Annotated in this window: 23 protein-coding genes and 2 pseudogenes; 10 read left to right on the top strand and 15 right to left on the bottom strand. The window is 40.7% G+C overall.

Translation table 11 applies throughout. The features are described 5' to 3' along the window. Positions 1-193: 193 nt before the first annotated feature. A pseudogene (locus VB797_RS01095) lies at positions 194-526 on the bottom strand (GNAT family N-acetyltransferase); the annotation flags it as partial. A gap of 69 nt (positions 527-595) precedes the next feature. Between VB797_RS01095 and VB797_RS01090 the strand changes: the two are divergent. Next, positions 596-802 carry a zinc ribbon domain-containing protein gene (locus tag VB797_RS01090; protein WP_323235805.1) on the top strand — a complete coding sequence of 69 codons (207 nt, stop codon included), beginning with the start codon at positions 596-598 and terminating at the stop codon, positions 800-802. A 127-nt stretch (positions 803-929) separates the two neighbouring features. Here VB797_RS01090 and ppsA read toward each other — a convergent pair whose 3' ends face one another. The 9 genes from ppsA to VB797_RS01045 form a co-directional block, all read right to left on the bottom strand. Beyond that, on the bottom strand, positions 930-3,455 hold the full coding sequence (ppsA, locus tag VB797_RS01085) for a phosphoenolpyruvate synthase (protein WP_323235769.1): 2,526 nt from the start codon (positions 3,453-3,455) through the stop codon (positions 930-932). Between the two features lie 323 nt (positions 3,456-3,778). Next, positions 3,779-4,726, bottom strand: a complete 948-nt coding sequence (locus tag VB797_RS01080; RefSeq protein WP_323235768.1) for a F0F1 ATP synthase subunit gamma — start codon at positions 4,724-4,726, stop codon at positions 3,779-3,781. Positions 4,727-4,910: 184 nt separating this feature from the next. After that, positions 4,911-6,431, bottom strand: coding sequence for a F0F1 ATP synthase subunit alpha (gene atpA, locus VB797_RS01075; RefSeq protein WP_323235767.1), 1,521 nt, complete (start codon positions 6,429-6,431; stop codon positions 4,911-4,913). Between the two features lie 130 nt (positions 6,432-6,561). Then, entirely contained in the window at positions 6,562-7,116 is a 555-nt protein-coding gene (gene atpH, locus VB797_RS01070) for an ATP synthase F1 subunit delta (protein ID WP_323235765.1), read from the bottom strand. 2 nt (positions 7,117-7,118) lie between these two features. Then, entirely contained in the window at positions 7,119-7,676 is a 558-nt protein-coding gene (locus tag VB797_RS01065; RefSeq protein WP_323235763.1) for a F0F1 ATP synthase subunit B, read from the bottom strand. A 365-nt stretch (positions 7,677-8,041) separates the two neighbouring features. Continuing rightward, complete coding sequence (locus VB797_RS01060; protein WP_323235761.1) at positions 8,042-8,533, bottom strand: F0F1 ATP synthase subunit B'; 492 nt, start codon at positions 8,531-8,533, stop codon at positions 8,042-8,044. Between the two features lie 148 nt (positions 8,534-8,681). Further along, positions 8,682-8,927: an ATP synthase F0 subunit C gene (atpE, locus tag VB797_RS01055; protein WP_323235760.1), complete on the bottom strand. Its 246-nt coding sequence runs from the start codon at positions 8,925-8,927 to the stop codon at positions 8,682-8,684. Positions 8,928-9,065: 138 nt separating this feature from the next. Then, positions 9,066-9,824 (bottom strand): F0F1 ATP synthase subunit A, encoded by a 759-nt coding sequence (atpB, locus tag VB797_RS01050; protein ID WP_323235759.1) that lies wholly within the window; start codon positions 9,822-9,824, stop codon positions 9,066-9,068. 71 nt (positions 9,825-9,895) lie between these two features. After that, positions 9,896-10,330 (bottom strand): ATP synthase subunit I, encoded by a 435-nt coding sequence (locus VB797_RS01045; RefSeq protein WP_323235758.1) that lies wholly within the window; start codon positions 10,328-10,330, stop codon positions 9,896-9,898. Positions 10,331-10,826: 496 nt separating this feature from the next. On the opposite strand from VB797_RS01045, the gene VB797_RS01040 reads away from it, so the two are divergent. Further along, on the top strand, positions 10,827-10,967 hold the full coding sequence (locus tag VB797_RS01040; protein ID WP_323235757.1) for a hypothetical protein: 141 nt from the start codon (positions 10,827-10,829) through the stop codon (positions 10,965-10,967). Between the two features lie 553 nt (positions 10,968-11,520). Here VB797_RS01040 and VB797_RS34915 read toward each other — a convergent pair. Together VB797_RS34915 and VB797_RS34910 are read right to left on the bottom strand one after the other, a co-directional pair. Then, complete coding sequence (locus VB797_RS34915) at positions 11,521-11,601, bottom strand: hypothetical protein (RefSeq protein ID WP_416350825.1); 81 nt, start codon at positions 11,599-11,601, stop codon at positions 11,521-11,523. Between the two features lie 25 nt (positions 11,602-11,626). After that, positions 11,627-12,139, bottom strand: a pseudogene (locus VB797_RS34910) (class I SAM-dependent methyltransferase); the annotation flags it as partial. A gap of 375 nt (positions 12,140-12,514) precedes the next feature. Here VB797_RS34910 and VB797_RS01030 point away from each other — a divergent pair. Next, complete coding sequence (locus VB797_RS01030; protein ID WP_323235754.1) at positions 12,515-13,246, top strand: hypothetical protein; 732 nt, start codon at positions 12,515-12,517, stop codon at positions 13,244-13,246. 77 nt (positions 13,247-13,323) lie between these two features. On the opposite strand, the gene VB797_RS01025 is transcribed toward VB797_RS01030, so the two are convergent. Both VB797_RS01025 and VB797_RS01020 read right to left on the bottom strand, forming a co-directional pair. After that, complete coding sequence (locus tag VB797_RS01025) at positions 13,324-13,782, bottom strand: GNAT family N-acetyltransferase (protein WP_323235753.1); 459 nt, start codon at positions 13,780-13,782, stop codon at positions 13,324-13,326. 338 nt (positions 13,783-14,120) lie between these two features. Further along, positions 14,121-14,405 (bottom strand): MFS transporter, encoded by a 285-nt coding sequence (locus tag VB797_RS01020; protein WP_416350824.1) that lies wholly within the window; start codon positions 14,403-14,405, stop codon positions 14,121-14,123. Between VB797_RS01020 and VB797_RS01015 the strand changes: the two genes are divergently transcribed. The 7 genes from VB797_RS01015 to VB797_RS00985 all read left to right on the top strand — a co-directional run bounded on the left by VB797_RS01015 (position 14,395) and on the right by VB797_RS00985 (position 24,102). Beyond that, positions 14,395-15,771 (top strand): transposase, encoded by a 1,377-nt coding sequence (locus VB797_RS01015; protein ID WP_323235804.1) that lies wholly within the window; start codon positions 14,395-14,397, stop codon positions 15,769-15,771. The two genes, VB797_RS01020 and VB797_RS01015, sit on opposite strands and share 11 nt — an antisense overlap. A gap of 413 nt (positions 15,772-16,184) precedes the next feature. Then, a complete protein-coding gene (locus VB797_RS01010; RefSeq protein WP_323235751.1) occupies positions 16,185-17,375 on the top strand; it encodes a PQQ-dependent sugar dehydrogenase in 1,191 nt (396 codons plus the stop codon). A gap of 422 nt (positions 17,376-17,797) precedes the next feature. Continuing rightward, positions 17,798-21,211, top strand: coding sequence for a phycobilisome rod-core linker polypeptide (locus VB797_RS01005; RefSeq protein WP_323235750.1), 3,414 nt, complete (start codon positions 17,798-17,800; stop codon positions 21,209-21,211). Positions 21,212-21,514: 303 nt separating this feature from the next. After that, positions 21,515-22,000, top strand: coding sequence for an allophycocyanin subunit alpha (apcA, locus tag VB797_RS01000; RefSeq protein ID WP_193916312.1), 486 nt, complete (start codon positions 21,515-21,517; stop codon positions 21,998-22,000). A 71-nt stretch (positions 22,001-22,071) separates the two neighbouring features. Further along, a complete protein-coding gene (apcB, locus tag VB797_RS00995; protein ID WP_323235749.1) occupies positions 22,072-22,557 on the top strand; it encodes an allophycocyanin subunit beta in 486 nt (161 codons plus the stop codon). 299 nt (positions 22,558-22,856) lie between these two features. Continuing rightward, entirely contained in the window at positions 22,857-23,060 is a 204-nt protein-coding gene (locus tag VB797_RS00990; protein WP_323235747.1) for a phycobilisome linker polypeptide, read from the top strand. Between the two features lie 475 nt (positions 23,061-23,535). Then, entirely contained in the window at positions 23,536-24,102 is a 567-nt protein-coding gene (locus tag VB797_RS00985) for a Uma2 family endonuclease (protein WP_323235746.1), read from the top strand. A gap of 298 nt (positions 24,103-24,400) precedes the next feature. On the opposite strand, the gene VB797_RS00980 is transcribed toward VB797_RS00985, so the two are convergent. Then, complete coding sequence (locus VB797_RS00980; RefSeq protein WP_323235745.1) at positions 24,401-25,354, bottom strand: pentapeptide repeat-containing protein; 954 nt, start codon at positions 25,352-25,354, stop codon at positions 24,401-24,403. Between the last annotated feature and the right edge of the window lie 268 nt (positions 25,355-25,622).

Here is a 25,622-nt window from a genome sequence, read left to right as displayed (position 1 = left end):
TATGATATCGGGACGTGCAGTTACGTCCCTACATTATTGAAGCGCATTTTGGATTTATTTTCTTGCGAATCTAATTTGAATAACAAAAGATTCACACTATCGTAATACCGATTTGTAATTCCTGAAGCTTTCATCCCTAGTCGCTGAGTGACTTTAACTGAAGCCTGATTTTCCGGTTTCACCACTGCATAAATTACTGGTAAGTACTCACGCAAAATAAATTGTGCATTGTCATTGCGAGTGCAGCGAAGCGAAACGTTAGCTGAAAGCTTTCCCGTTCACCGCAAGGTGTCCCGTAGGGAAGGGTAGCAATCGCAGGGGTTTGGGATTGCTTCACTACCCTTCGGGAACATCTATGTCCTTCGGACACGCTGAGCCGCACTTCGTGAACGCTAACGATGAACGTTCGCAATGACACAAATAATTTTGCATACCCACTTAACTGCAAAACATTAAAGCCGTAATTAATTATTTCCCTTGCTGCTTCTGTAGCATAGCCTTTACCCGAAGAAGCTTTCAGATGCCAGCCAACTTCATAATCTTGCGTTCATACAGTTTTTGTGTTGGCTTTTGACGGTCGGCAGAGCCGACTGTCATCGGTTCCCAGGCTCAGCCTGGGAACCAGTTAAAATGCGGACATATTCATAAAAAGCTTGGAGGTTCTAAGCATTTTAAATGTCCTAAGTGTGGGTATGAAATCGACAGAGATTTCAATGGAGCCGTGGGGATTTTCCTCAAGGCAATGTGGGATACCACCTTTATCGATGGCGATAATGTTGTACTAGATGTCTTGAATGTTTGAGATGTCCCGGTTAAAAGTATCAGTCCTATAGTAAGTAGAAAGAGTAATGTTGGGTTACGACACGATAAATGGAACTTCTTATTACAATCAAAATTGGTTTTCGTGTCTAACCCAACCTACAATCTAATTACAAACTCTTCTCAACTTTGGCAATTTCTAACATCGTTTTCAACACCGAATCGGGATTCAAACTAATCGAATCGATTCCTTGCTCAACCAAAAATCGCGCAAATTCTGGATAATCGCTTGGTGCTTGTCCGCAAATACCAATTTTACGATTGTGCTTTTTCACAGCTTGAATAGCTAATTTCACCATTCTTTTCACACCTTCGCTACGTTCATCAAATAAATGGGCTATTAATGACGAATCTCGATCTATACCCAAAGTTAACTGAGTTAAATCGTTGGAACCAATAGAAAAACCATCGAAAATTTCCGCAAATTCCTCAGCCATGATGACGTTATTTGGTAACTCGCACATTACGTAAACCTGTAAACCATTAACACCCTGCTGCAAGCCATTTTTTGCCATTTCTTCTATTACCAAACGTCCTTCATTCGGAGTCCGACAAAAAGGAATCATAGGAATCAAATTAGTTAAACCCATTTCTTCCCGTACCCGCAGCATAGCTTGACACTCCAATGCAAAACCTTCGCGATAACGCTCGTCATAATAACGCGACGCACCCCGCCAACCCAACATCGGATTTTCTTCCTTGGGTTCAAATTGTCTTCCCCCTAACAAATTCGCATATTCATTACTTTTAAAATCCGACATTCTTACTATTACCGGCTTCGGATAAAATGCTGCTGTAATTCTGGCAATACCTTGAGCTAATTTATCGACAAAAAAAGCTGGTTTATATTCATATAATGCGGTTATTTTAGATATTTTTTCTTTGACAAACGCATCTTCCAACTTATCAAAATAAACCAAAGCCATTGGATGAATTTGAATTTGATTAGCAATAATAAATTCAGTCCGTGCTAACCCAACACCATCATTAGGAATTGTCGATAAACGAAATGCTTCTTGAGGATTTCCCACATTCATTAAAATTTGGGTGCGTGTACGGGGTAAATCTTCTAAATGTACCTCTTCCACTTCAAAAGGCAATAATCCTTGATAAACTTTACCCTCTTCTCCTTCCGCACAAGAAACCGTTACCTCTTGGGAAGTTTTCAAAACCTCTGTAGCATTATCGCATCCCACAATCGCAGGTAAACCCAACTCTCGCGCAATTATCGCGCTGTGACAAGTTCTACCCCCCGAATTCGTGACGATCGCACTGGCCTTTTTCATAATCGGTTCCCAATCGGGGTCGGTTCTATCTGTTACCAGTACTTCCCCAGCTTGGAACTGCTCCATGTGATGCACATCCACAATTACTCGCGCTTTTCCCTGGCTGATTGCTTCACCGACAGCACGTCCGGTAGTAAGAGGAGTGGGGGATGGGGGGAGGGGGAGATGGGGAGAGGAATTATCCCCTTGTCTACGGACACTTTCCTCAACGGGGGGAACCCCCGCACGGAAGTGTCCTCCCCTTGTCTCGACAAACTTATAGCTCCGCAGAACATTACCTACTTTCTGCGACTGTACCGTTTCTGGACGCGCTTGGACTATAAATAATTCGTTGGTAATCCCATCTTTAGCCCATTCGATATCCATCGGAGTATATCTACCGCTGCGTCGAGTATAATGCTCTTCTATTACACAAGCCCAACGCGCTAACTGCAAAATATCTGCGTCGTTTAAAGCAAAATTATCTCTTTCAGTGGAAGACACCGGCACATTTTTAACATTTTTTGAGCCGTCATCGTAAATCATTTTGAGTTCTTTACTACCCAATCTTTTATCAATAATTGGGCGAAATCCTGCCATCAATGTTGGTTTAAAAACATGATACTCATCGGGATTTACGGCTCCTTGAACTACGTTTTCCCCTAAACCATAGGCTGCTGTAATCAAAGCTGCATCTTTAAAACCGCTTTCAGTTTCAATAGAAAACATCACACCCGAAGTCGCTAAATCTGAACGCACCATTTTTTGCACTCCCACCGCAAGCGCAACTTCAAAATGGTCAAAACCTTTAGTATGTCGATAAGAAATAGCTCTATCTGTAAATAACGAAGCGAAACAGCGATGAGTAGCCCCTAAAACCTCTTCAACTGTAGTGACATTGAGATAAGTTTCTTGCTGTCCGGCAAAACTAGCATCAGGTAAATCCTCAGCAGTCGCACTAGAGCGCACAGCAACATCTGTATCAGCGTTATACTGCTCGCATAATTTTAAATATGCTGTTGCGATCGCGCTGTTCAATTCATCAGGAAATGGAGTATGTAACAACAATTTCCGCGCTTTTTTTCCCCGACTGCGTAAATTTTGTAAATTATCTACATCTAAATCAGCAAATAGCTTCCGCAGCTTTTGTTCTAACCAGGCTGACTCAATAAAATAGCGATAAGCATAAGCAGTGGTCGCAAAACCATTGGGAACGTTAACACCTTTAGAAGTCAACTGTCCAATCATTTCTCCCAAAGAAGCATTTTTCCCACCGACTATATGAATGTCATCAATACCGACTTGATTAAACCACAATACAAATGCTTGTTCTATCGAATCGCTATTAGTTTCGTGAGCTATTTTATTCATAACTATTCACCTGCTTCCTGTAGATGCTTTAATTAATCCAAGGGTTTTAGTTTCCAAAGATACCCTGTTGCAATACATAAGCTAAAAACCTTTTAATTTGTATATTTAAATTTTATGAAAGTCTTGTAGTGCGGTAGCGCAGCTTGTCCGTAAGGACATGCATCTTGCTCGCTAGAAAAATACAAATTAAATGCGCGACAGCTTAGCCACCTATACTAACACGAAGCAAGTTGCGATCGCCTTAACCACATATCAGAAACCCACACCATATATGATTTGATGTGGGCAGTTCACCTATTTCCGGATTTTCAATATTCCAAGTTTTAATTACTCAACGCTTGAGCGCCACCCACAACTTCTAAAATTTCCTGGGTAATAGCAGCTTGTCGGGCTTTGTTGTAAGACAATGACAGTGTTTTAATCAGGTCGGCTGCGTTGTCGCTAGCGCTACTCATTGCTGTCATCCGTGCTGCTAATTCGCTTGCCGCAGATTCTTGCAATGCTCGTAAAAGTTGGTTGCTTAAATACAGTGGTAGTAAAGAATCCAGAATTTGTACTGGATCTTGTTCAAAAATCATGTCGCGAGGGAAAGCTCGCATTTCGGTATTAATCTTCTCTCTCTCTACTTCAAACTCACCACCACGGCTTGTTAAACGGAAGAATTCGTCATCTGCTGCTAAACCTTTAGGGTCTAGGGGAAGCAGGGTTTGGACTACAGGACGAGAACTAATTAAGGAGACAAATTTGGTGTAAACCAATTCGATTCTGTCTACACCTTCCGATAAAAACAAAGAAAGCAATCCATCGGCGATATTAGAAGCTTCTGCTGCGGTCGGAATTTGTTCTAAGCCGATATATGAATTTTCAATGGGTTGGTCGCGACGTTGAAAATACTGGCTAGATTTACGTCCTACCAGAACAAATTTGTAATCTAAGCCTTCAGACTTTAGTTCCTTAGCGCGATTCTCGGCACGTTTAATGACGTTGGTGTTGTAACCACCGCACAAACCGCGATCGCCAGAAATTACTAATAACCCGACTGATTTGACTTCGCGCTTTTTCATCAGCGGTAAGTCTACATCTTCAAAGGTAAGACGGCTTTGCAAACCAAATAATACCTGTGCCAAGCGATCGGCAAATGGACGGGTAGAAGTTACCTGTTCCTGAGCGCGACGTACTCTTGCTGCTGCTACCAGCCGCATGGCTTCTGTAATTTTCTTGGTATTTTTAACTGAACTAATGCGATCGCGTATTGATTTTAGATTAGCCATAATTTTTAAAAAGTTAGGAGTTAGGAGTTAGGAGTTATGAGTTGTAAGTCATAAGTTATAAGTTAGAAGTTGGTACCACCGGAATTATTAGTCAGAAGTAAATTTTTTATTTCTACTATTTATTCCTTACTGTTAACTCTTCATTCTTTAACTCTTAACTCCTCACTCTTAACTCCTAACTATTTTAAACTGTTGCCATGAAGGTCTTTTTGTATTCGATAATTCCTTCTTTAAGCGCTTTCTCTTCGGCTTCACCAAGCGCTTTCTTTTCTTGAACTCCTTGCTTGAATTCGGTCTTATTATTCTTCAAGTAATCCTGGAATCCGTCTACAAAATCTGTAATTTTATTAACCGGAATATCGCTTAAATATCCGTTAATACCCGCATACAAAATTGCAACTTGCTCGTATACGGAACGTGGCTGATTTTGTGGCTGCTTCAACAGTTCCCGCAAGCGTACACCCTGCGCCAATTGGTCTTGGGTAGCTTTATCTAAGTCGGATGCAAACTGTGAGAATGCTTGTAATTCGTCAAATTGTGCTAATTCTAACTTCAACTTACCGGCAACTTTTTTCATTGCCTTGGTTTGAGCGGCAGAACCCACACGGGATACTGAAATACCTGGGTTAATTGCCGGACGGATACCAGAGTTGAATAAGTCGGAAGATAAGAATATCTGACCGTCGGTAATCGAAATTACGTTAGTAGGAATGTAAGCCGATACGTCACCAGCTTGGGTTTCAATGATTGGTAATGCGGTCATGCTACCCCCACCAAGGTCGTCGCTGAGTTTAGCAGCACGTTCCAATAAGCGGGAGTGGAGATAAAATACATCTCCAGGATATGCTTCGCGACCGGGTGGACGGCGTAGCAATAAGGACATTTGACGGTAAGCTTGGGCTTGCTTGGTCAAATCGTCGTAAATAATTAAGGTAGCTTTACCCTTATACATAAAGTACTCAGCGATCGCAGCACCAGCATAAGGAGCCAACCACTGGAGTGGTGCGGGGTCGGAAGCGTTTGCAGCAACTACGATAGTGTAATCCATCGCACCTGTATCTTGCAGAGTTTGGATTACGTTGGCAACGGTAGAAGCTTTTTGACCGATCGCAACATAAACGCAAATTACGTCTTCTGATTTCTGGTTAATAATCGTGTCGATCGCGATCGCAGTTTTACCAGTTTGTCTGTCACCAATAATCAATTCCCGCTGTCCGCGTCCTACAGGAATCATTGCGTCGATCGCGGTGATTCCGGTTTGCATCGGTTCGTGTACGGAACGACGAGAGATGATACCGGGAGCCATCGATTCAATCAAGCGATATTCTGAAGTCTTGATTTCACCTTTACCATCGATTGGTTGACCCAAAGCGTCAATAACCCGACCGATCATAGCATCGCCGACGGGTATCTGAGCAATTTTACCAGTAGCTGTAACGGTACTACCTTCTTGAATTTGGCGACCGTCACCCATCAATACTGCACCAACGTTGTCTTCTTCTAAGTTAAGAGCAACACCAGCAGTACCATCTTCAAATTCCAACAACTCGCCAGCCATAGCTTTTTCCAAGCCATAGATACGAGCAATACCATCACCTACTGACAACACGGTACCAACATTCTGCACTTTGACCTGCTGGTCGTATTGCTCGATTTGCTGTTGGATAATGTTACTAATTTCGTCCGGTCTAATGCTAATTGCCATTTTTTTATCTTCTTTCTTACGATAGGAAAAGAGGTGATGAGTTATGAGTTATGAGTTATGAGTTATGAGTTATTTTTTTACTTCTAATTAATTCAATTCCTCACTCCTCACTCTTAACTCCTAATTTTATTTAGCCCTTATTCAAGTTTAAAGTTAAGCGGCGTAACTGACCCCGTAAACTAGAGTCAATTACCTGAGAACCAACTTTAATAATTACGCCACCAATAATGTCGCTATCAATCTTAGAATCTAACTCGACTTCGCGAGCATTTGGTTCAATTGATTTGACTTTTTCCTTGATTGTCTGCTTTTGTTCGTCGGTGAGGGGAACGGCAGAAATCACTTCCGCTAATACTATTTGGTTGAATTCTCGCAACTGGGTTAAATATTCCTGGGCTATGTCCTCCAGTAATATTATTCGCCGTCTATCTACTAACAGCATCAAAAAGTTACGGAACATTGAGTTGGTGTCGTCGCTAAGTATCTTGCGAATAACACCCTTTTTATCTTCGGCAGCGATAAACGGATTTGCAAAAAAGTTTCGCAAAGCTTCGCTTTCTTTTAGTAAGTTCAATAAAGAACGTACATCAGAGTCAAACTTATCTGCAACGTTGTTTGACTGTGCTAGAGACATCAGTGCCTCAGCGTAAGGACGGGATATTTCAGCGTTTGCGATATTATTCATGGTTAACTCCCCAGTTGCGCGATACTGCGGTCAACTAATGTATGCTGAGCATCGTCGGCAATTCCACCACGGAGCTGCGACTCTACTTTTTCTAAAGCCTGAGCGACTACGCGCTGTCGCAGTTGGTTAATGGCTTTATCTCTTTCTGTATTTAAGTCTGCTGCTGCTGTTTGCTTCATTCTTTCTACATCAACTGCTGCCTGTGCGAGTATCGCTTCTTTGGCTTTAACAGCATTCTCTTGTGCTGCTTTTTTAATTCTTTCGGCTTCGGCTTGAGCTTGAGCCAACTTTTGCTGTTGATCTGCTAAAGCGCTCGCTGCATCTTGGGTGCGTTTTTCAGCGTTTTTGATCGCAGCTTCAATCTTTTCGCGGCGTTCTTTGAGAGTACTACCTAGAACTTTCCGTCCGAAAACGAATAACACTACAATAATAATCGCTAAGTTAATCAAATTGGTATCAAAGATATTGGTATTAAAACCAAAACCTTCATGACCTGCTTCTTCGATTAACTCACTTCCGACGGCGCTGGCTTCTGCCACTAATATTGAAAAAGTCCCCATTTTATTTCATCCACTATTGCGCTGCCTTCAGCTGAAAAAAATACAATGCCTTATCATTCAAGCATCTATAAATGTAATCTCAATAACCAAATAATTAGCGGTAACTTACAAGTTTTTATAATTCGTAATTAATCAATTTTTATTTTAAGCAAGGCATCGGGTATAATCTAAAATTGCTTCTACTTCTTTCAAGGAAAAACAATCCAAAATTCATTGACGCGGAAGCATCTTCCCCCAGGGTAATCCAAAATTGAACTGACCCTTTACTTGCATATGGGTTAACAATTACGAATTACAAAGTAGCAATCACCTTTCTTATAGCAAGACAAATTTACAAACTTTCTCCGATATCCAGTTACAGTTTGTTAGCGTTGTGCTGCTAAATCCGCTCCTAAAAGCTTCTCTAATATTTGGCGAGAGAGACCATCGACTTCTTTCTCTAAAGAAGCAAAAGCTTGTTGTTTTTGCTGTTCAATTTCTTGAGCCGCTTCTTCTCTTTGTCCTTGCGCTTCTTTTTGGGCTGCTGCTACTTTTTCAGAAGCTGTTTTCTCTGCTTCCTTTTGAGCGTCAGCAATCACTTTTTGTGCTTGTCTTCTTGCACCTGCTAATTCTTCTTCGTACTGAGAAGCTAACTTTTCTGCTTTTGTCAGACGTTCTTTTGCTTCCAATTGATTATTACGGATATAGTCGTTCCGCTCATCAATTGCTTTGCCTAACGGCTTATAAAAAATCGCGTTCAGAATTAAAGCTAAAAGTAGAAACTGAATTGCCATCAAAGGTAGAGTTGCGTCTATATCAAAAAGACCACCTTCTTTGGCAACTTTTTCTACAGCTAATAAAGTCGTCCAGTGAATCATATTGCTTGCTCCAATTATTATTAGTTCTGAGTCTGAAAAAATATTTTAGCTATGAGTTGTGAGTTACGAATTACTACTCCTAACCTTTAACTGTACAGACGTAGCATTGCTACGTCTCTACAACTCTTTTCAGTACTCAGTACTTAAACTATGCGAAGGGGTTAGCAAACAATAGCACCAAGGATACAACTAAACCATAGATGGTTAGCGCTTCCATGAATGCCAAGCTCAACAGCAAGGTACCGCGAATTTTACCTTCTGCTTCTGGCTGACGAGCAATACCTTCTACAGCTTGTCCAGCAGCGTTACCTTGACCGATTCCAGGTCCGATCGCAGCTAAACCAACAGCTAGAGCAGCAGCTAATACGGAAGCAGCAGAAACTAATGGGTCCATGATAATTTTCCTTGGTTTACTTAAATAGAATTGGTTTTCAATTTGAAATTTGTTAGTTATAAGTTTGTTAAAAAGCTAGTTGTGAATCATTCAAACAACTGACTATTAACTACTAAAAACTAACCGATCTGATGAGGTTTAATGTCCCCCATGTTCTTCGCCACCGTGGTGGTCTTCTAATGCTTCACCGATGTAAGCAGCCGCCAAGGTGGCAAAAATTAATGCCTGAATAGCACTGGTAAATAAACCCAAAGCCATTACAGGTAGTGGCACAAATAAAGGTACCAGTAAGACTAATACTCCCACTACCAGTTCATCAGCCAAAATATTACCAAACAAACGGAAGCTCAGGGAAAGAGGCTTTGTGAAGTCTTCAATTATCTTGAAAGGCAACATAAACGAAACCGGCTGGACGTAGTTGCCAAAATACCCTAAACCCTTCTTGCTGAACCCAGCGTAAAAATACGCTAATGATGTCAACAATGCTAAAGCAATAGTTGTGTTGATGTCACTAGTAGGAGCAGTTAACTCACCTTCAGGTAACTCTATTAACTTGAAAGGAATAAGTGCCCCAGACCAATTTGACACAAAAATGAACAAAAACAAAGTGCCTACGAATGGCACCCAAGGGCGATATTCTTTCTCGCCAATCTGGTTTTTAGCCAAATCCCGAATGAATTCGAGGGCATACTCCATCAAGTTCTGTATACCGCTCGGAATCCGCTTAATATTACTGCTTGCTAAGATGGAAACTATCACCAACAAGGCAATTACGAACCAGGAAGTAAGAAAAACCTGTCCGTGTAATTTTAAGTTACCAATTTGCCAATACAGATGTTTTCCTACTTCCAATTCTGCAAGAGTTACAAAATTAAAAGCGTTCAGAAAATCTACCATTTACTTGACCATTACATACGTTTCGACCATATTAACTGGAGAGATCGCTTTTTAAGTTACCCAGTTTCATGCTAGTCAGGATTGAATGCCACGCGAATTACGTAAATTATCAGCGTTGCTTTATAGGTTAAAAAGCCCAAAAATATAGGCAAGATTTGCAATTGATTCCACTTTCCTGCTAGCAAAATCAACAGCACTATTAAAGCCAACCGAGTCTTACTCAGCTGTTGCTTTTCTCTACCTAAGCCTTCAACATCTTTCGCCAACATTCTGAGATAAACTAAACCAGCACATCCTCCAATTAAATAATTTAAAGCAATGTTTAAGGAATAAAATATCCAGACGGACACAAAAACAATTCCCGTCAAAGCAAGAGTTATAACTAACAACTCCTGATAGAGATTGTAGAAATCCTGCATGGGATTTCCTGGTGTGTCCTCAAAACCAGGTTGAGAATTTTCTATTGTCGAAGGCGCGGATTCAATCGTTTTATCTGACAAGCTCACGGGACTTGAAACCAGTACAGAAGTTTGATGTTGACTGCAAATCCAGTCAGTTGAATCATATCATGGTTGGGTAACATTACTTTAGAAAAAAACAATTAACTTCTTGTTACCGGAATAGCATCATTCAACTAAACTGCTACCTTAATTTTTCGACACATTTACAAACATAAACAACATTTACGCAGTAAATTTGCTACTTAAACCGTACTAAATTACGGATGACAAACATAGATAGATGTGTTTCTCAAAGGCTATCTATATTCGACCTTGGAGAGAAGAAGATAGCGGCAGAAAAACTCTTATCCAGGATTTTACCCCTGACTTTACGGGGTTGTCATCAGCGATATTAGCATTTAGTAAAGGTTGAACTGTTATCGGCTAACAGTTGGGAATTGGTAATTGGGCATTGGGAATTGGGAATTAGGAATTGGGAATTAGGAATTGGTAATTAGGAATTGGTAATTAGGAATTGGGAATTGGGAATTGGGAATTGGGTATGGGCATTGGGAATTGGGAATTGGGTATGGGCATTGGGAATTGGGAATTGGGAATTGGGAATTGGGTATGGGCATTGGGTATGGGAATTGGGCATGGGAAGATTGATAGCGAGCGAGACGCTCGCACTCCTAACTCCTAACTAAGCATTATTAGTTGCTGTTTCTGAAGCTCTTTGATTTTTTCTAGGTCTAATTGGACGTTATGCAAGATTTCTCCCACTGTTAAGCTTCCGTCACAAGCTTTCATAAACTCAATCTCACTTTCTGAGAGTCTAATTAGTTGGTAGTCGTAGTTAAATATAGTTGATGCTGGAAATCCATCTATACAGGGATTTAGCTCTGGAGTTGCTCCCAGAAGCTGACGCTCATCTGACCAATCAGCTTTGTTTAATGGTGGACGACTCAGGAAGAATTCGTAATGGCTGACATCTGGGTCTAATAATTCTATTAATCGATAAAGCTCCCGTTCTCCCAAATTTTCGGCTCGTTCGATTAGTTCTGGGGCTTTCGCTAAAAGTCTTGCTAAATTCCAGTAACCGGGATTCGAGAAACCAACAAAATCCAAACCGGAAGCATCAATCAATTCAAACAAAGTTTCAATGTTGTAATCAATTTCTTGAGGATGGACGTACATATCGGCAAAATTTTCATCGCGCTGATTTTCTAAAGCCCAACGCTCTTTTTCTCGCTTGACTATACGGTTATGTTCTGGTAAAGAGTCAAAAAGCTTTCTACCAACACTAACACCATCGCGATAATCGCCGCGTTTGTCACCTTGGAGAAGTGCGATCGCCTTTTGCATTAAGCTGATTTCCCAGCGTCCCAATTCAGCATATACAAAAATGTGCATCAAGCCACCGGAGGCTAATTTTTTCGCTAAAGCTTGAATACCCCTAATCGGTTCTGGTGTATGATGTAAAACGCCGACGCAGTTAATTAAATCAAATTCGCCGGATAGTTCGTCTACATCAAATAAGCTCAGATTATGGAATTCAACACGATTAGCACCAGAGCGTTGACAGCGTTCTTTGGCAACATTCAGCGCTCCTTCGCTTAAATCAATTCCAACTACGGTCGCTTGGGGGTTGAGATGGACTAAATATTCGGTTCCTACACCCGTACCACAACCAGCATCAAGAATGCGAATATCTTGTTTTTGTGGTTTTTGTCCCGTACAAAAATTGTAAGCAGCTAACCAATTCCAGCGCCAGTTGTAACCTGGTGGTGGTTCGTCGAGCAAGGGTTCTGGGGGAAAGGGATAAGTATTGTAAAGGTTGGCTACAGCGTTGCTTATCTGTTGAATGTCAGACATGGGATTTTAGATTTTGGATTGTGGATTAAATTTGTTTTTTATTTAGTGTAGAGACGTAGCAGTGCTACGTCTTCATCTATTTCGATTTGTATCGAGAATTTGGTGAAATAGTATATCAATGTTTCCTATCACGTTTTGCAGGTCTTTGGGAAATGTTGACTTGGATACTTTTGCATTAGTAGGTAATTATAAATCAAACTTGAAGTGCAATTGATTAACTTAGTCTTCTTTTTCGCATCTATCTAAAGATATAATATTATGATTGTGAAATAGTTTGACGGTAGGAACTTCAGTTAAATTTATCAGGTCTTACTTAATTACTAAACTATCTCTCAATTTGTATTTTTATACATTAAATCGACTAATTTATAATTTATGTTGAAATTAAAATCTGTTTCTCGCTACCTATTAGGAATTATCGGATTTGGTCTACCAATTTCTTTCTTATTAACTTTATCTCCCGTGCAGCCAGCTTATGCTTGTAAACCAGCACCAGGAAGTGAAGCCGCAACAATTGCTCAAAGAGTAAATAGAACTCCGATTGTATTTCAAGGAATTGTGAAACAAATTAAAGGAGACACGCTGACAATTAAAGTTAAGCGATATTTAAAAAGTAGCGGTCCGGAAATGGTAACTCTCAAAGGATTTAATCAGACTTCCTGCGATAATTTTATTCAGAAACCGGGTGGTAATTTTATATTTTTTGCAGAGAATCAAGGAACTCAACCTTGGAATGCGGTCTATGATGGTGCTTTTGGTTCGGTACGTCCTTGGAATCAAGAAACTCAGAAACAGTTAAGAGAATTAGGATTAATTGGTAAGAAGCAAGAAAATACTTCTAAATGCGCTTTTGATAATAGAAAAACTGTTGAAACAGTAAAAAATAAAGTCGGTACAATTAAGCGTCTTAATGAGACACTTTACATAATTGTTACTGAAGATGGTAACGGTAGATTCGCGCCTTGTAATTTCCCTAACAAATTTAAACAAGATGGATTGAAGATTCGTTTTAGTGGGGAAGTTAAAGAAAGTTACCCTAACGAACGTTGGGCAGCTACACTTTTTAAATTGACTGACTATAAAGTTGTAAATACTGATAAAAAATAAAATATTTACTTAATAAGAATGAATCTGTTAATCGTTTGATGTAGTGGGAGCAAGATGCGAACACTACATATGATTTTTTATATTTTTAACATCAACACCAGGAAATATATATCATCTTGTTCCCGTTGAAATTTTTGAACTTCCCAAAATCCAGCTTTTTGACATATTCTTAATGCTTGCTGATTAAACTCAACAACTGTAACGCGAAATAAATTAGTTGAAAAATGGTTTTGAGCGAAATTAAATACAGCATTAATTATCCGAAAAGTAATTCCTCGTCTGCTCAAATTAGGATGCATTCCAAATCCAATATCTAGTGCTTCAACATCGTAATTACCACCTTTGACTCGCGCATCCGCACCGAAGCAACAATAAGCCACGAGTTCATTATGATTGTTTAAAATACTGTAATAAGCGTTTTCAGGATTTAAAAACTCTTGTACTGTTTCCTCAATTTCAGAAAGATTAGGATTGTAAAAGTCTAATTCCTTAATATAACGCCATCTTAAAATTATTTTTGCGTTTTTTTCGTTCATTGGTGAGAACAAGTAAGACATCTTTTAACCAATTATCAATTATTAAATATATAGAATAATGCAACAATATTTTGAGAATAGTGCGTTTTAACTTACATCTTGCACCAGTTGCGATAACCGCCTTGGAATAAATTCCCAGGCTTATAACCAAAGTCTGATAAATCAGACTATAAAAGCTTTTATTACGCTTATAATGTACTTTGTACGTCAGCCTTGAAATTGATTTTAAGATGGGTTTGGGAGCTTGTTAAGAATGGTGCAATAAGTCAGTTAAAATAAAGTTTGTAACGCACCCTACAATATTACAATACTATTTTAAATGCCCAATTCCCAATCCCCTATTCCCTTCTTTCTTTTAGTTTCAAAACAATTTCCTCATGCTTAGAGCGAGTAATTGGATAGAAATAAGCTATAACTAAACCAATAATTAAAATTAAAGTTGGTAGAGGACCAATTATCAACCGAATTGCCCACAATGCGGAATCTGGTTGTATGGGTGGTGCTTGAGTTGCAACTGTGGGAATTAATCCCGACCAATCTAATGTTTTACCGACTAAAAATAAGGCTCCTGCAATACCAAATTTTTGCAGTTGTACTACGAATCCGTAAAATATTCCTTGCACCAATCAAAAACTACAACTAAATAGCTGGCTAAGGATTTGTCGTTATTGGTATAACAAGCAGCTAGGAGATAGGTTTGATTGGTATCAGCATAACCGTATTAATATCAACTCCTGTCCATTAAACTGTTCAGTGCCAAAGTTGCGAGACAACCCCAACTTTTATTCTCAGAAAAAGCAACTTCCTGTTATCAAGCAAGACTTAATAAAAGTTGGCTATTCTGGCGAGTTGTTAGACTTTACTGGCGTTCCATCTCAGACTTTACAAGATGTATCAAAGCGTGTAGACCTAGCCTTTACTCGTTTTCTTGCAGGTGACAGTAATGTCCGTCGTAGTGGTAAGCCTCGCTTTAAAAACGCTGCACGTTACCGCACTCTAAAGATTGAGGGGCAGGCTATTACTATTAAGCGCCGACAGAAAGACTGGCTGTTCTTGTCTTTTTCAAAGTTAAAAGGTTGGTTGAAAGTACGCTTGCATCGTCCGCTACCTGATGGTTTTGTATTGAAAAATGCGTTACTAACCAACAAGGCTGATGGCTGGTACATTGCTATTTGTCTGGAAGATCCGAATGTACCGACTTTTACACCTGAAAATGTAGTTCCCACTTGGGATAATACCCTTGGACTGGATGCGGTATTACATGAAAACGATTATCTAGCAACTTCAGAAAATAGCAAGCTGCCATCAATAAAATCTTTTAGAAAGTCTCAAAAACGTCTAGCTAAAATCTCAAACCGCAAGTCTTCAAAAAAGAAAGGTGGCAAGCAGCGACGTAAGTTAGCAAAACGTGAAGGACGCGAACATCAACGCATTGCCAGGACTAGAAAAGACCACGCATTTAAGACTGCTCATGCGTTGGTGCGTATTGGTAAAAAGGTGATTGTTCACGAGGATTTAAACTTAAAAGCTTTATCTAAACGGAATAAAGTCAAAATTGATGAAGACGGCGAATATTTGCCAAATGGTCAATCGGCTAAGTCTGGATTAAACAAGTCTTGGTGCGATGCAGCTTTTGGGCAATTCTTCACAATCCTAGAATACATAGCTGGAAAAGCTGGGACTAGGATAATAGCAGTAAGACCTGCATATACGTCTCAATTGCTCGCGTATCGCGATGATTTCATCTTCACTGATTGCGATATCCGCGAGTATTGGGACGAAAAAGAGTCGCTTTGGGTTGACCGCGATATCAATGCGTCTATCAACGTAAAGCGCGTGGGGCTGGGACTGTTCCCCACGATAAAACGCCGTAAAGGGAATCCAGTAGTAGGTGACTCTACTACTAATAGTACCTCGAAGGAAGTTCTGGAAGTATTAAGAATGCACCAGAAGCCTACTTTCAGTCGGTACTCCGACGAATGTAGGTAGTTCACTTTGTAGTAAAGTTAATAAAAAACGGGATTGTGCTTTATCCGATCAATAAAAACAGCGTTGGCTTATTACTCGATAAAGAAGAGTGTAGGAGTATGAAAAAATATTATTGCTAGTATGTTTGGAAAAGACCCACAAGCGATAAATTTTATTTTCTGGTAAATCGGGAAGATTTTTTAAAGTTAATATTGCGGCTTCTGAGTTGAGTGCAATTACCAAACTACCCGAAGAAGAAAGGGAGTAATACTTTTAAATGCTAGCAAATGGATGAAAAAAAATGCGAAGACCAGCAGGAAGCCTTTACAAGAAGAATTATAACATTATGAGTAAATAAACTTTTGACATTCCCCTGTCATCTTTAAGCGTCAAAATGAAAACATTAATTTCAACCTTTAACCTTTGACCTAAAAATGTCATATTTATCAAAGCGACTTTTATCTGGTGCGGCGATCGCCTTTATCGTTGCTGGATGTTCCTCAGCACAAAACCCCCTAAATAGTTCATCAGCAATAGGTTCGGAGTCAAACTATGGAATCCCACCTTCGGGTGATGTTCCTAAAGCTAATAATTTTAAGAAAACAAAAGTAGTAGAAGGTTTAGAAAATCCGTGGAGTATGGCATGGCTCCCGGATGGGACAATGTTAATTACCGAGCGTCCCGGTAGATTGCGAATTGTCCGCAATGGTGTACTCGATCCAACACCCATAACCGGAGTTCCGGAAGTATTCGCAGTTAGTCAAGGTGGCTTGATGGAGGTTTCGCTTCATCCCAAATTTGCCCAAAATCGCTTGGTTTATTTAACTTATTCCCACGGTACAGAAGAAGCGAACCGTACCCGAATCGCAAGAGCCAAATTTGATGGTAAAGCATTACAGGATGTACAAGTAATCTTTGAAGTATCGCCAACCAAACCCGGTGGACAGCATTTTGGCTCGCGCATTGTTTGGCTACCCGATAATACAATGTTGCTGGCGATCGGTGATGGTGGAAATCCACCACTTAAAATTAATGGCGAATTGCCTCGTCAACAGGCTCAAAAGCTTGACAGTCAACTAGGTAAAATTGTCCGACTCAATGATGATGGTTCCATACCAAAAGATAATCCCTTCGTATCAACTGCAAATGCAAATCCAGCCGTTTGGAGTTACGGGCATCGTAATATACAAGGATTAACTTTTGATGCTGAGAATAAAAGAGTTTGGTCAACCGAACACGGTTCAAAGGGTGGCGATGAAGTCAACCTAGAAGAAGCAGGTAAAAATTATGGCTGGCCCGTTGTTACTTACAGCCGCGAATATAGTGGAGGAGAAATTTCTCAAGAACGCTCTCGTCCTGGAATGGTAGACCCCAAGCTCGTTTGGACACCATCGATCGCACCTTCAGGACTGGCATTTTATAAGGGTGATTTATTTGCGGGGGGGTTGGTTTCCCAAGATGTGCGTCATATTGATTTAAATGAAAAAGGTAATGTTGTTAGCGAAAAATCCATCGAAATCGGTCAGCGCGTGCGTGATGTTAAGGTGGCTCCTGATGGCAAATTATACGTGATTACAGATGAGGATAATGGGCAGTTGATTCGATTGGAAGCTGTGGGAAATTAGGACGTGTTTTTCAACTAAATCGCCCTCACCCTCGAAGGGTGGGGCTACAATTGCAAAGCCCACCTGCGTGGGCTAGAAAAACTCAGATTTTTAGTCCGTGCAGGCGGGCTTCGTATGTATAGCCGCACTCATAAGCGGGTGTCAGTGATTCTGTGGGTGAATGGCGATCGCATAAAGGTAAGCTTGCCCAAAACCAAGAATTTTCCCCCACCAAAATAAATACATTAATTATGTGATTTCTACATACTTCTTAATAAATACCCCGATTAAACTCAAAACATTCTAATCTAAAAGCTAGTGGATTAAATTTTTGGCAGTCTTGAAGGCAACACGGTTCAAGTAAAAACACACCGCTCCTTGAAGCCTAAAGACAACCCAATATACGCACACGCGAGATATTAGATGGGAGTTTTAAAAATAAAATGAGTGTTAAGGCAAGTGGTGGAAGCTCGGTTGCACGTCCGCAACTATATCAAACTCTAGCTTTATCGACTATTACCCAAGCGGAACAGCAAGACCGCTTTTTGGGAAATGGTGAATTAAATGAATTAGAAAGCTATTTTGCTTCTGGTCAGAAGCGTTTGGATATCGCTCAAACTTTAACTGACAATGCCGAAATTATTGTGAGTCGCGCTGCGAACCGGATTTTCGTTGGTGGTTCGCCGATGTCTTTCTTGGAAAAGCCCAGAAAAGAAGAACTACAAATGGCTTCTGTTGGCGCAAGTGAAGGCGCTATGGATGTAAGAAGATCGATGGAATTAGGAACCGTCACTTACGTAGAATCGAAAGGCGGATTCCTGGAAAATTTACGTTCCATTTTTAATTCTTCTCCTAGCGGTCCGATACCTCCAGGTTTTAGACCAATTAACGTTGCTCGCTATGGTCCGAGCAATATGTCTAAAAGTTTGCGGGATTTGTCGTGGTTTTTACGTTATGCCACTTACGCGATCGTAGCTGGAGACCCGAATATTATTTCCGTAAACGTGCGGGGACTGCGAGAAATTATTGAAAGAGCTTGTTCTGGTGAAGCAACAATTGTCGCTTTGCAAGAAATCAAAACTGCTTCGCTTTCCTATTTCCGCAAAAATCCGGAAGCCACAGATATTGTGTCTCAGTACATGGATGTTTTGATTAACGAATTCAAAGCAGCCACTCCTTCTACTAAAAAGCGTCAGCGTCCTTCCGGCGACCAGCAAGGTTTACAATTACCGCAAATTTACTTTAATGCGGCGGAAAGACGACCCAAGTTTGTCATGAAAACTGGGTTATCGGGAATGGAAAAAGATATGGTCGTGAAAGCGGCTTATCGACAAATCTTCGAGCGCGATATTACCCGTGCTTATTCTCAGTCGATATCTTACCTAGAATCTCAGGTCAAAAATGGCGATATCTCGATGAAAGAATTTACCCGTCGTTTGGGTAAATCTCCCCTTTATCGGAAACAATTTTATGAACCATTTATTAATAGCCGCGCTCTAGAACTGGCTTTCCGTCACTTTTTAGGACGAGGACCGAGCAGCCGGGAAGAAGTACAAAGATACTTTGATATTATCTCCAGAGGTGGTCTACCTGCTTTAATTGATGCTCTGGTAGATTCCAACGAATACGCCGACTACTTTGGAGAAGAAACGGTTCCTTACCTTAGAGGTTTGGGTCAAGAAGCTCAAGAATGTCGCAACTGGGGACCGCAGCAAGATTTGTTGAAATACAGTGCGCCTTTCCGTAAGGTTCCGCAGTTTATCACAACTTTCGCCGCCTATACCCAACCTTTACCAGACCAGCATCCTTATGGTTCCGGTAACGACCCCTTGGAAATTCAATTCGGCGCAATCTTCGCCAAAGAAACCAAGAGTCCTAGCAGCCGTCCGGCACCTTTCAATAAGGATACCAAGCGCATCCTGATTCACCAAGGACCTGGAATTAACAACCAAAACAGCAATCCCAAAGCTCGTGGTGCTTTCCCCGGTTCTTTAGGTCCAAAAATCTTCCGCTTAGACCAAGTTCCCAGTACTTTAAGTAAAGGAACAGGTAGAGGCGCAAGTGTTAAATATTCCGAAAGCTCTACTCAAGCGGTAATTAAAGCTGCTTATCTACAGGTATTTGGTCGGGATGTTTACGAAGGTCAGCGGCTGAAAGTTGCGGAAATTAAGCTCGAAAACGGCGAAATTACCATTCGCGACTTTATCCGAATGCTGGCGAAATCGGATTTATTCCGCAAAATGTATTGGACATCGCTCTATGTTTGTAAAGCTGTAGAATACATCCACCGTCGTTTGCTGGGTCGTCCTACCTACGGTCGTCAGGAAAATAATAAGTACTTCGACATCTGTGCTAAGAAAGGCTTTTACGCCTTAGTAGACGCTTTTATTGATAGCCAAGAATACGTTGAAGCCTTCGGTGAAGATACCGTTCCTTACGAGCGTTATTTGACTCCTCAAGGTGTGGCATTACGACAATTGCGTACAGGTAGCATCCGCGAAGATGTTGGCACTCAAGTTGAAAAACAAGAAACACCAATGTTTGTCGAACTTGGTAATGTTGCCCAAAACCGTACCGAACCAGATATCCAGTATCGGATTAACCAAGGTGTTAGCAAACAGCGCGAACAGCGGAAAATCTTTAAGTTGGTAGCAAATACCAATAATAAAGTTGCCGTACAAACCGTTATCAGAGCAGCTTACCGCCAGATTTTCGAGCGCGATATTGAGCCTTACATTGCCAATGCTAGCGAATTTAAGAACCTAGAAAGCAGATTGGGCAATAATGAAATCAATGTAAAAGAGTTCATTGAAGGTTTAGGCTGTTCAAATCTATACCTGAAAGAATTCTATACTCCTTATCCAAATACCAAAGTAATCGAGCTAGGAACCAAGCATTTCTTGGGACGCGCACCTTTAGACCAGCAAGAAATACGGAAGTATAACCAAATACTGGCAACTCAAGGTATCCGTGCTTTCATCAATGCGATGGTAAACAGCAACGATTATACAGAAGCATTTGGTGAAGATACAGTACCTTACAACCTCTATCAAACCTTACCGGCGGCTAACTTCCCCAACAGCCAAACGCTGTACAACCGACTGACCAAGCAAAGCAAGGACATTGTTGTTCCCAGCTTTGAGCCGGTTAAATCTAAGATGCAAGCTGCTCAAATGCCGATGATGGGTAAAGCGATCGCAGATATGGCAGCCCAAGCCCGTCAAATAGATAAGAGCAAGCCGCTGTTTATCCAGTTGGGACGTTCTTACAACGATGGTAGAGGACAATCGGTAGAAGTAGGAGTTGGAACAAGCCGTCGCAAGCCAGCACGGATATTCCGCATGACTTCTATGGACAATCAAGCTGAGAAGCAACAGGTAATTGATGCAATTTACATCCAGGTAATGGATGTATTTAGCGGTCAAGTTCCTTCATACTTCCGCCGTTCCGACTTAGATAGTAAATTGCGAAACGGTGAAATCTCCGTGCGCGAATTTGTTCGCACTCTCGCAGGTTCGGATATCTACCTTAAGCGCTTCTATACGCCTTATCCCAACACCAAAGTGATTGAATTCTTATTCCGTCACATATTGGGACGCGCACCAGCGACACAAGCCGAAATTCGTCAGTACAACAAACTGTTAGCCGACGATGGTTTAAAAGCTGCTGTAGAAACAATGGTAGGTAGCGAAGAGTATTCTAGATTCTTCGGTGAAGACGTAGTACCTTATCCACGCTTCCCATCCTTACCTGCGGGTAACTACATCGGTAGCGTTAAAGCTGCTGCGGACTTAGTTAAGCAGTCATGGTCTAGCTTATCTCCTTCCGTACTTACCGGACGTTATAACGAACGGTAAAAGAAGTTAGGAGTTAGGAGTTAGGAGTTATTTCTACCCCTCCCTACTCCCTACTCCCTACTCCCAAAAACCGGCGAACATGAAAATTAATGTTACAAAGTGTTAAAAAGAGTCATAAATACTCAACAAAATGCCGGAGAATAATTTTTGAAGGTAATTGAGTTTTCTTCTTGCGTATTGGTGTTTACTCAAGCAGGCTCGGAATTTATTTATAAGTTCCGCAGTAACGAAGCTCAGCTAACCGTTTTTCCATAACACCACTAAATCAACTCAGGCTTCATTCGCATTGGAGGAATCCTTATAATGAGTATCGTCACGAAGTCCATCGTGAATGCTGACGCAGAGGCTCGCTACCTCAGCCCCGGCGAATTAGACAGAATTAAAAGCTTTGCTACAGGTGGCGAACGCCGTTTGCGTGTTGCTCAAATGCTGACCGAAAACCGCGAGCGTATCGTTAAGCAAGCTGGCGACCAGCTTTTCCAAAAGCGTCCCGATGTTGTATCTCCTGGTGGTAACGCTTACGGTCAAGAAATGACCGCTACCTGCCTGCGTGATATGGATTATTATCTACGCTTGGTTACTTATGGAATCGTTGCTGGTGACGTTACACCCATCGAAGAAATTGGGATTGTAGGCGTTCGTGAAATGTACAAGTCTTTGGGAACTCCTATTGACGCAGTTGCTGAAGGCGTTCGTGCCATGAAGAACGTTGCTACTGGCATGATGTCTGCTGAAGACTCTGGTGAAGCTGGTGCTTACTTCGACTACTTGGTAGGTGCGATGCAGTAGGGTGAATCTATTCTCCCCGCTTCACATCCCCCAGGTGTTGTAAAACAGTTGGAAATTAGGAAATAACAATCATGCAAGACGCAATCACTTCTGTTATCAATTCTTCGGACGTTCAAGGTAAGTACCTCGATACCGGCGCAATGGAAAAGCTTAAGGGCTACTTCCAGACCGGCGAATTGAGAGTACGTGCTGCTACTGCGATCGCGGCTAATGCTGCTGCTATCGTTAAAGAAGCTGTAGCTAAATCCTTGTTGTACTCTGATATCACCCGTCCCGGTGGTAATATGTACACCACTCGCCGTTACGCTGCTTGTATCCGCGACTTGGACTACTATTTACGTTATTCCACCTACGCTATGTTAGCTGGCGACCCTTCCATCTTGGATGAGCGCGTACTAAATGGTTTGAAAGAAACCTACAACTCCTTGGGTGTACCCGTTGGAGCTACCGTACAAGCTATTCAGTCGATGAAAGAAGTTACCGCTAGCTTGGTTGGTCCCGATGCTGGTAAGGAAATGGGCGTATACTTCGACTACATTTGCTCTGGCTTAAGCTAGTAGCATTTTTATGATTGAGGTCTGGGAATCACTTATGAGTGCTAGAAAGTCCGATCGCTTATCTTTTGAGAATTTGAACTGATATGTGTTGGCTGTCTAGTATTGATGATTGATTTCCAGCCTTGCAATAACGATCTAAAGATTTGCTCTTTTTGAAATAAATAAAAAGGAATTCAGAATTTAGGTGTAGGAGTTTTAATATTAAGGAATTTAGTCCGAAATTAACTCCACAATCGTAAATTTATGAAATTATCCTTGTTAACAGATTTTTAATCGCTACTATTAGGAGATTTAATCCCATGCGGATGTTTAAAGTTACTGCTTGCGTTCCCAGCCAAAGTAGAATTCGCACTCAACGCGAACTACAAAATACCTACTTTACCAAACTAGTTCCTTACGAAAATTGGTTTCGCGAACAGCAACGCATTCAAAAAATGGGTGGCACAATTATGAAAGTAGAATTAGCTACCGGAAAGCAAGGTATGAACACTGGTTTAAAGTAGATATTAAATTAAAATAAATCAAAAATAAACCATATATCATTTTAGGAAGTTGCGAAGAGGTCAGAGAAGACCTCTTTTTTATTTTGGATTTTGGATTTTAGATTTTAGTTAGATTTTGATTTGCCCCCAGCCTAGGCTGTTGACTTTGATAGAATTTACTCGTTTTTGGCTCATGCATTTAACTGGTTTTAACTGGTTCCCAGGCTGAGCCTGGGAACCCATGAAAGTCGGCTCCGCCGACCTTCAAAAGCCAACACAAAAACTGCATGAACTTTTAGCCCAAAAAAACTACAGAGTCAACAGCCTAGATTTAGGGGGCTTGTACATATAAAAAAATAAATTCATATTTCAATTGTGCAACGCCGTTATTTGAGAGGGGAAGATGAACGTTATTCATCCCTCACTTCCGCAGGTGGTAAGTGAAGAATGAATAACAGTTTTGTTAAAATACTGATATTGCGGGAGGTGAAAACCCATGAGCCAAAGCATTGAAGACCGAGTACGTTGGACAACGGCGGATATTGAATTGCTGCCTGATAACGGCAATCGCTACGAAATTATTGATGGGGAATTGTTCGTGACTAAGGCACCACACTGGAGACACCAAAAAGTTATTGGATCTGTTTTCACTGTTCTTGACGACTGGTCGGAGCAGAAGCAGTCGGGACAAGCGATTCCCACTCCCGGAGTTATTTTTACTGATGCGGATAACGTAATTCCCGATGTGGTTTGGGTAAGTAAAGAACGTCTTTCTGCTTTGATTGATGACGCTGGACACCTAACCGGAGCGCCAGATTTAGCTGTTGAAGTACTTTCTGAGGGAGTTATAAACCAACGCCGCGATCGAGAAGCGAAATTAAAATTATACGCTTCTAGAGGAGTAAAAGAATATTGGATTTTAGATTGGCGATCGCAGCAAGTTGAAGTTTATAGACGTGACAAAGCTCAACTCAAACTGGCTGAAACTTTATTCAGTTCTGACGAGCTAACTTCACCATTGCTTCCAAATTTTACCTGTGCTGTTGCGAGGTTGTTCCGTTAGTTTTCAAGGTAAGAATAAGTTTTCTTACATTTTTTAACGGGTGAATGGTTACTTCCGCGTCGTTTCTGGTACTGATGCGTAGATCTGTTCCTGCTCAAGATCGCCTGAATTCCGCAGCCGAATTAATTTAGGGCTTTCTAAAGGATATTTATGTAAAGCAGGTAAGAGTTGGCGCGTGAAGCGTAGCAACCTTGATGATTTCGTTGAAAATCTATTTTAAATTACAGCCCCACACAAACGTAAAAACAACGCTATATCGCCAGTTTCCGCTCAATTCCTATAGAAGTAGCACAATGGGCTAATAATCACATATTCTCACGTCGTAGCCTGAGTAATATCCAGTCCTACTGAATGATCTAGGGTGTTCCCAATAATCGGAAATATTAGATTGAGGAGAATCTAAACTCAAGTATTTACCTATAACATCAGTAAAGTCGGCATTTGTTAAAATAGCATTTCTAAGGTTAGCACCGCTGAGGTTTGCTTCTCTTAAAATAGCTTTGCTGAGATTAGCATCGACCAACTTAGCTTCACTAAGATTGACACGACTAAAATTAGCTCCACTCAAATTAGCTGCACAGAGATTAGCTTCAGTCAGATCAGCGTCACTAAAGTCAGCACCCTTAATATCTGCAAAAATGAATTTACAGTATTGCAAGCTAGCTTTACTAAAATTACATCCAATGAGAACTATTTCTCCGAAGTCAAAGCCGTCAAAATTTGTCTCCCTAAAGTCTAGGTCGTATTTTTTTCCTCTTTGCCTCAACTTGATTTGTTTTTTAAAGTGTATTTTACACAAAAATCTTTTTGCTTCTTCTATTAAATTTTGACGCTCGGATAAAGTAAAATCAGAATAGGTAGTGAATTGAAGTGCTAATCTTTTCCACTCCACGCGAAAAGATAGCTTCATATCATCTGGAACATTATTAAGTTCGATACTCAAAAAATCACTAAATTGATATTGCTTACCTATTAAGTTGATAAAGCCTTTCTTCGCTTCTACGTTTAGAGCTTTAATAAGCCTGCCAGTATCAACTTGAAACACGCTTTTCCTTTCTCCTGCTTGCTGTTGTTGCCTTTGCTGCTCAAGATTCCGGCCTTGTTTCGGAGTAGGTTTTGAGCTATGCACCTGAGTTAATCTGCTTCCCAAATAGACGTATCCTTCATTACTTTCATCATTTCGATAAAAATCCCATTCACTATCCTGCAAATCTAACTTACCGAAATAGTCTGCCTCTGCTTCCCACGGCATCTCGTATTCTATTGACATATGATAAACGTATCTTTTATCTGTTTTTTTGTTATATTTTTCATCTTAATTACCCCATTAATCATTTGACAACTGTGTTCCCACTGATACATTCCCTAACTACGCCGTGTCTTGTAAGGCATCTGATGGTTAAGAAAATCCTAGATATTCTGCCCCTCCCCCACAACCCTTTTCTCAAACCCTAAATCATAAAGCTTTGATGAAGAATCAGTATTAATTATAGTTATATAAATCAATCAAATGAATATTT

Source organism: Rivularia sp. UHCC 0363, assembly GCF_034931125.1.
GTDB lineage: Bacteria > Cyanobacteriota > Cyanobacteriia > Cyanobacteriales > Nostocaceae > Rivularia.
The sequence above is the reverse complement of the archived record's forward strand: the minus strand, read 5'-3'. Positions and strand labels throughout refer to the sequence as shown.

Coding starts and splice junctions, on each gene's coding strand:
- atpH (WP_323235765.1), bottom strand. CDS start 7,116: ATGAATAATATCGCAAACGCTGAAATATCCCGTCCTTACGCTGAGGCA.
- apcA (WP_193916312.1), top strand. CDS start 21,515: ATGAGTATCGTCACGAAGTCCATCGTGAATGCTGACGCAGAGGCTCGC.
- atpA (WP_323235767.1), bottom strand. CDS start 6,431: ATGGCAATTAGCATTAGACCGGACGAAATTAGTAACATTATCCAACAG.
- VB797_RS00990 (WP_323235747.1), top strand. CDS start 22,857: ATGCGGATGTTTAAAGTTACTGCTTGCGTTCCCAGCCAAAGTAGAATT.
- VB797_RS00980 (WP_323235745.1), bottom strand. CDS start 25,354: ATGCCGTGGGAAGCAGAGGCAGACTATTTCGGTAAGTTAGATTTGCAG.
- VB797_RS01065 (WP_323235763.1), bottom strand. CDS start 7,676: ATGGGGACTTTTTCAATATTAGTGGCAGAAGCCAGCGCCGTCGGAAGT.
- VB797_RS01060 (WP_323235761.1), bottom strand. CDS start 8,533: ATGATTCACTGGACGACTTTATTAGCTGTAGAAAAAGTTGCCAAAGAA.
- VB797_RS01080 (WP_323235768.1), bottom strand. CDS start 4,726: ATGGCTAATCTAAAATCAATACGCGATCGCATTAGTTCAGTTAAAAAT.
- apcB (WP_323235749.1), top strand. CDS start 22,072: ATGCAAGACGCAATCACTTCTGTTATCAATTCTTCGGACGTTCAAGGT.
- VB797_RS01025 (WP_323235753.1), bottom strand. CDS start 13,782: ATGAACGAAAAAAACGCAAAAATAATTTTAAGATGGCGTTATATTAAG.
- atpE (WP_323235760.1), bottom strand. CDS start 8,927: ATGGACCCATTAGTTTCTGCTGCTTCCGTATTAGCTGCTGCTCTAGCT.
- atpB (WP_323235759.1), bottom strand. CDS start 9,824: ATGGTAGATTTTCTGAACGCTTTTAATTTTGTAACTCTTGCAGAATTG.
- VB797_RS01010 (WP_323235751.1), top strand. CDS start 16,185: ATGTCATATTTATCAAAGCGACTTTTATCTGGTGCGGCGATCGCCTTT.
- VB797_RS01030 (WP_323235754.1), top strand. CDS start 12,515: ATGTTGAAATTAAAATCTGTTTCTCGCTACCTATTAGGAATTATCGGA.
- ppsA (WP_323235769.1), bottom strand. CDS start 3,455: ATGAATAAAATAGCTCACGAAACTAATAGCGATTCGATAGAACAAGCA.
- VB797_RS01040 (WP_323235757.1), top strand. CDS start 10,827: ATGGGCATTGGGAATTGGGAATTGGGTATGGGCATTGGGAATTGGGAA.
- VB797_RS01005 (WP_323235750.1), top strand. CDS start 17,798: ATGAGTGTTAAGGCAAGTGGTGGAAGCTCGGTTGCACGTCCGCAACTA.
- VB797_RS00985 (WP_323235746.1), top strand. CDS start 23,536: ATGAGCCAAAGCATTGAAGACCGAGTACGTTGGACAACGGCGGATATT.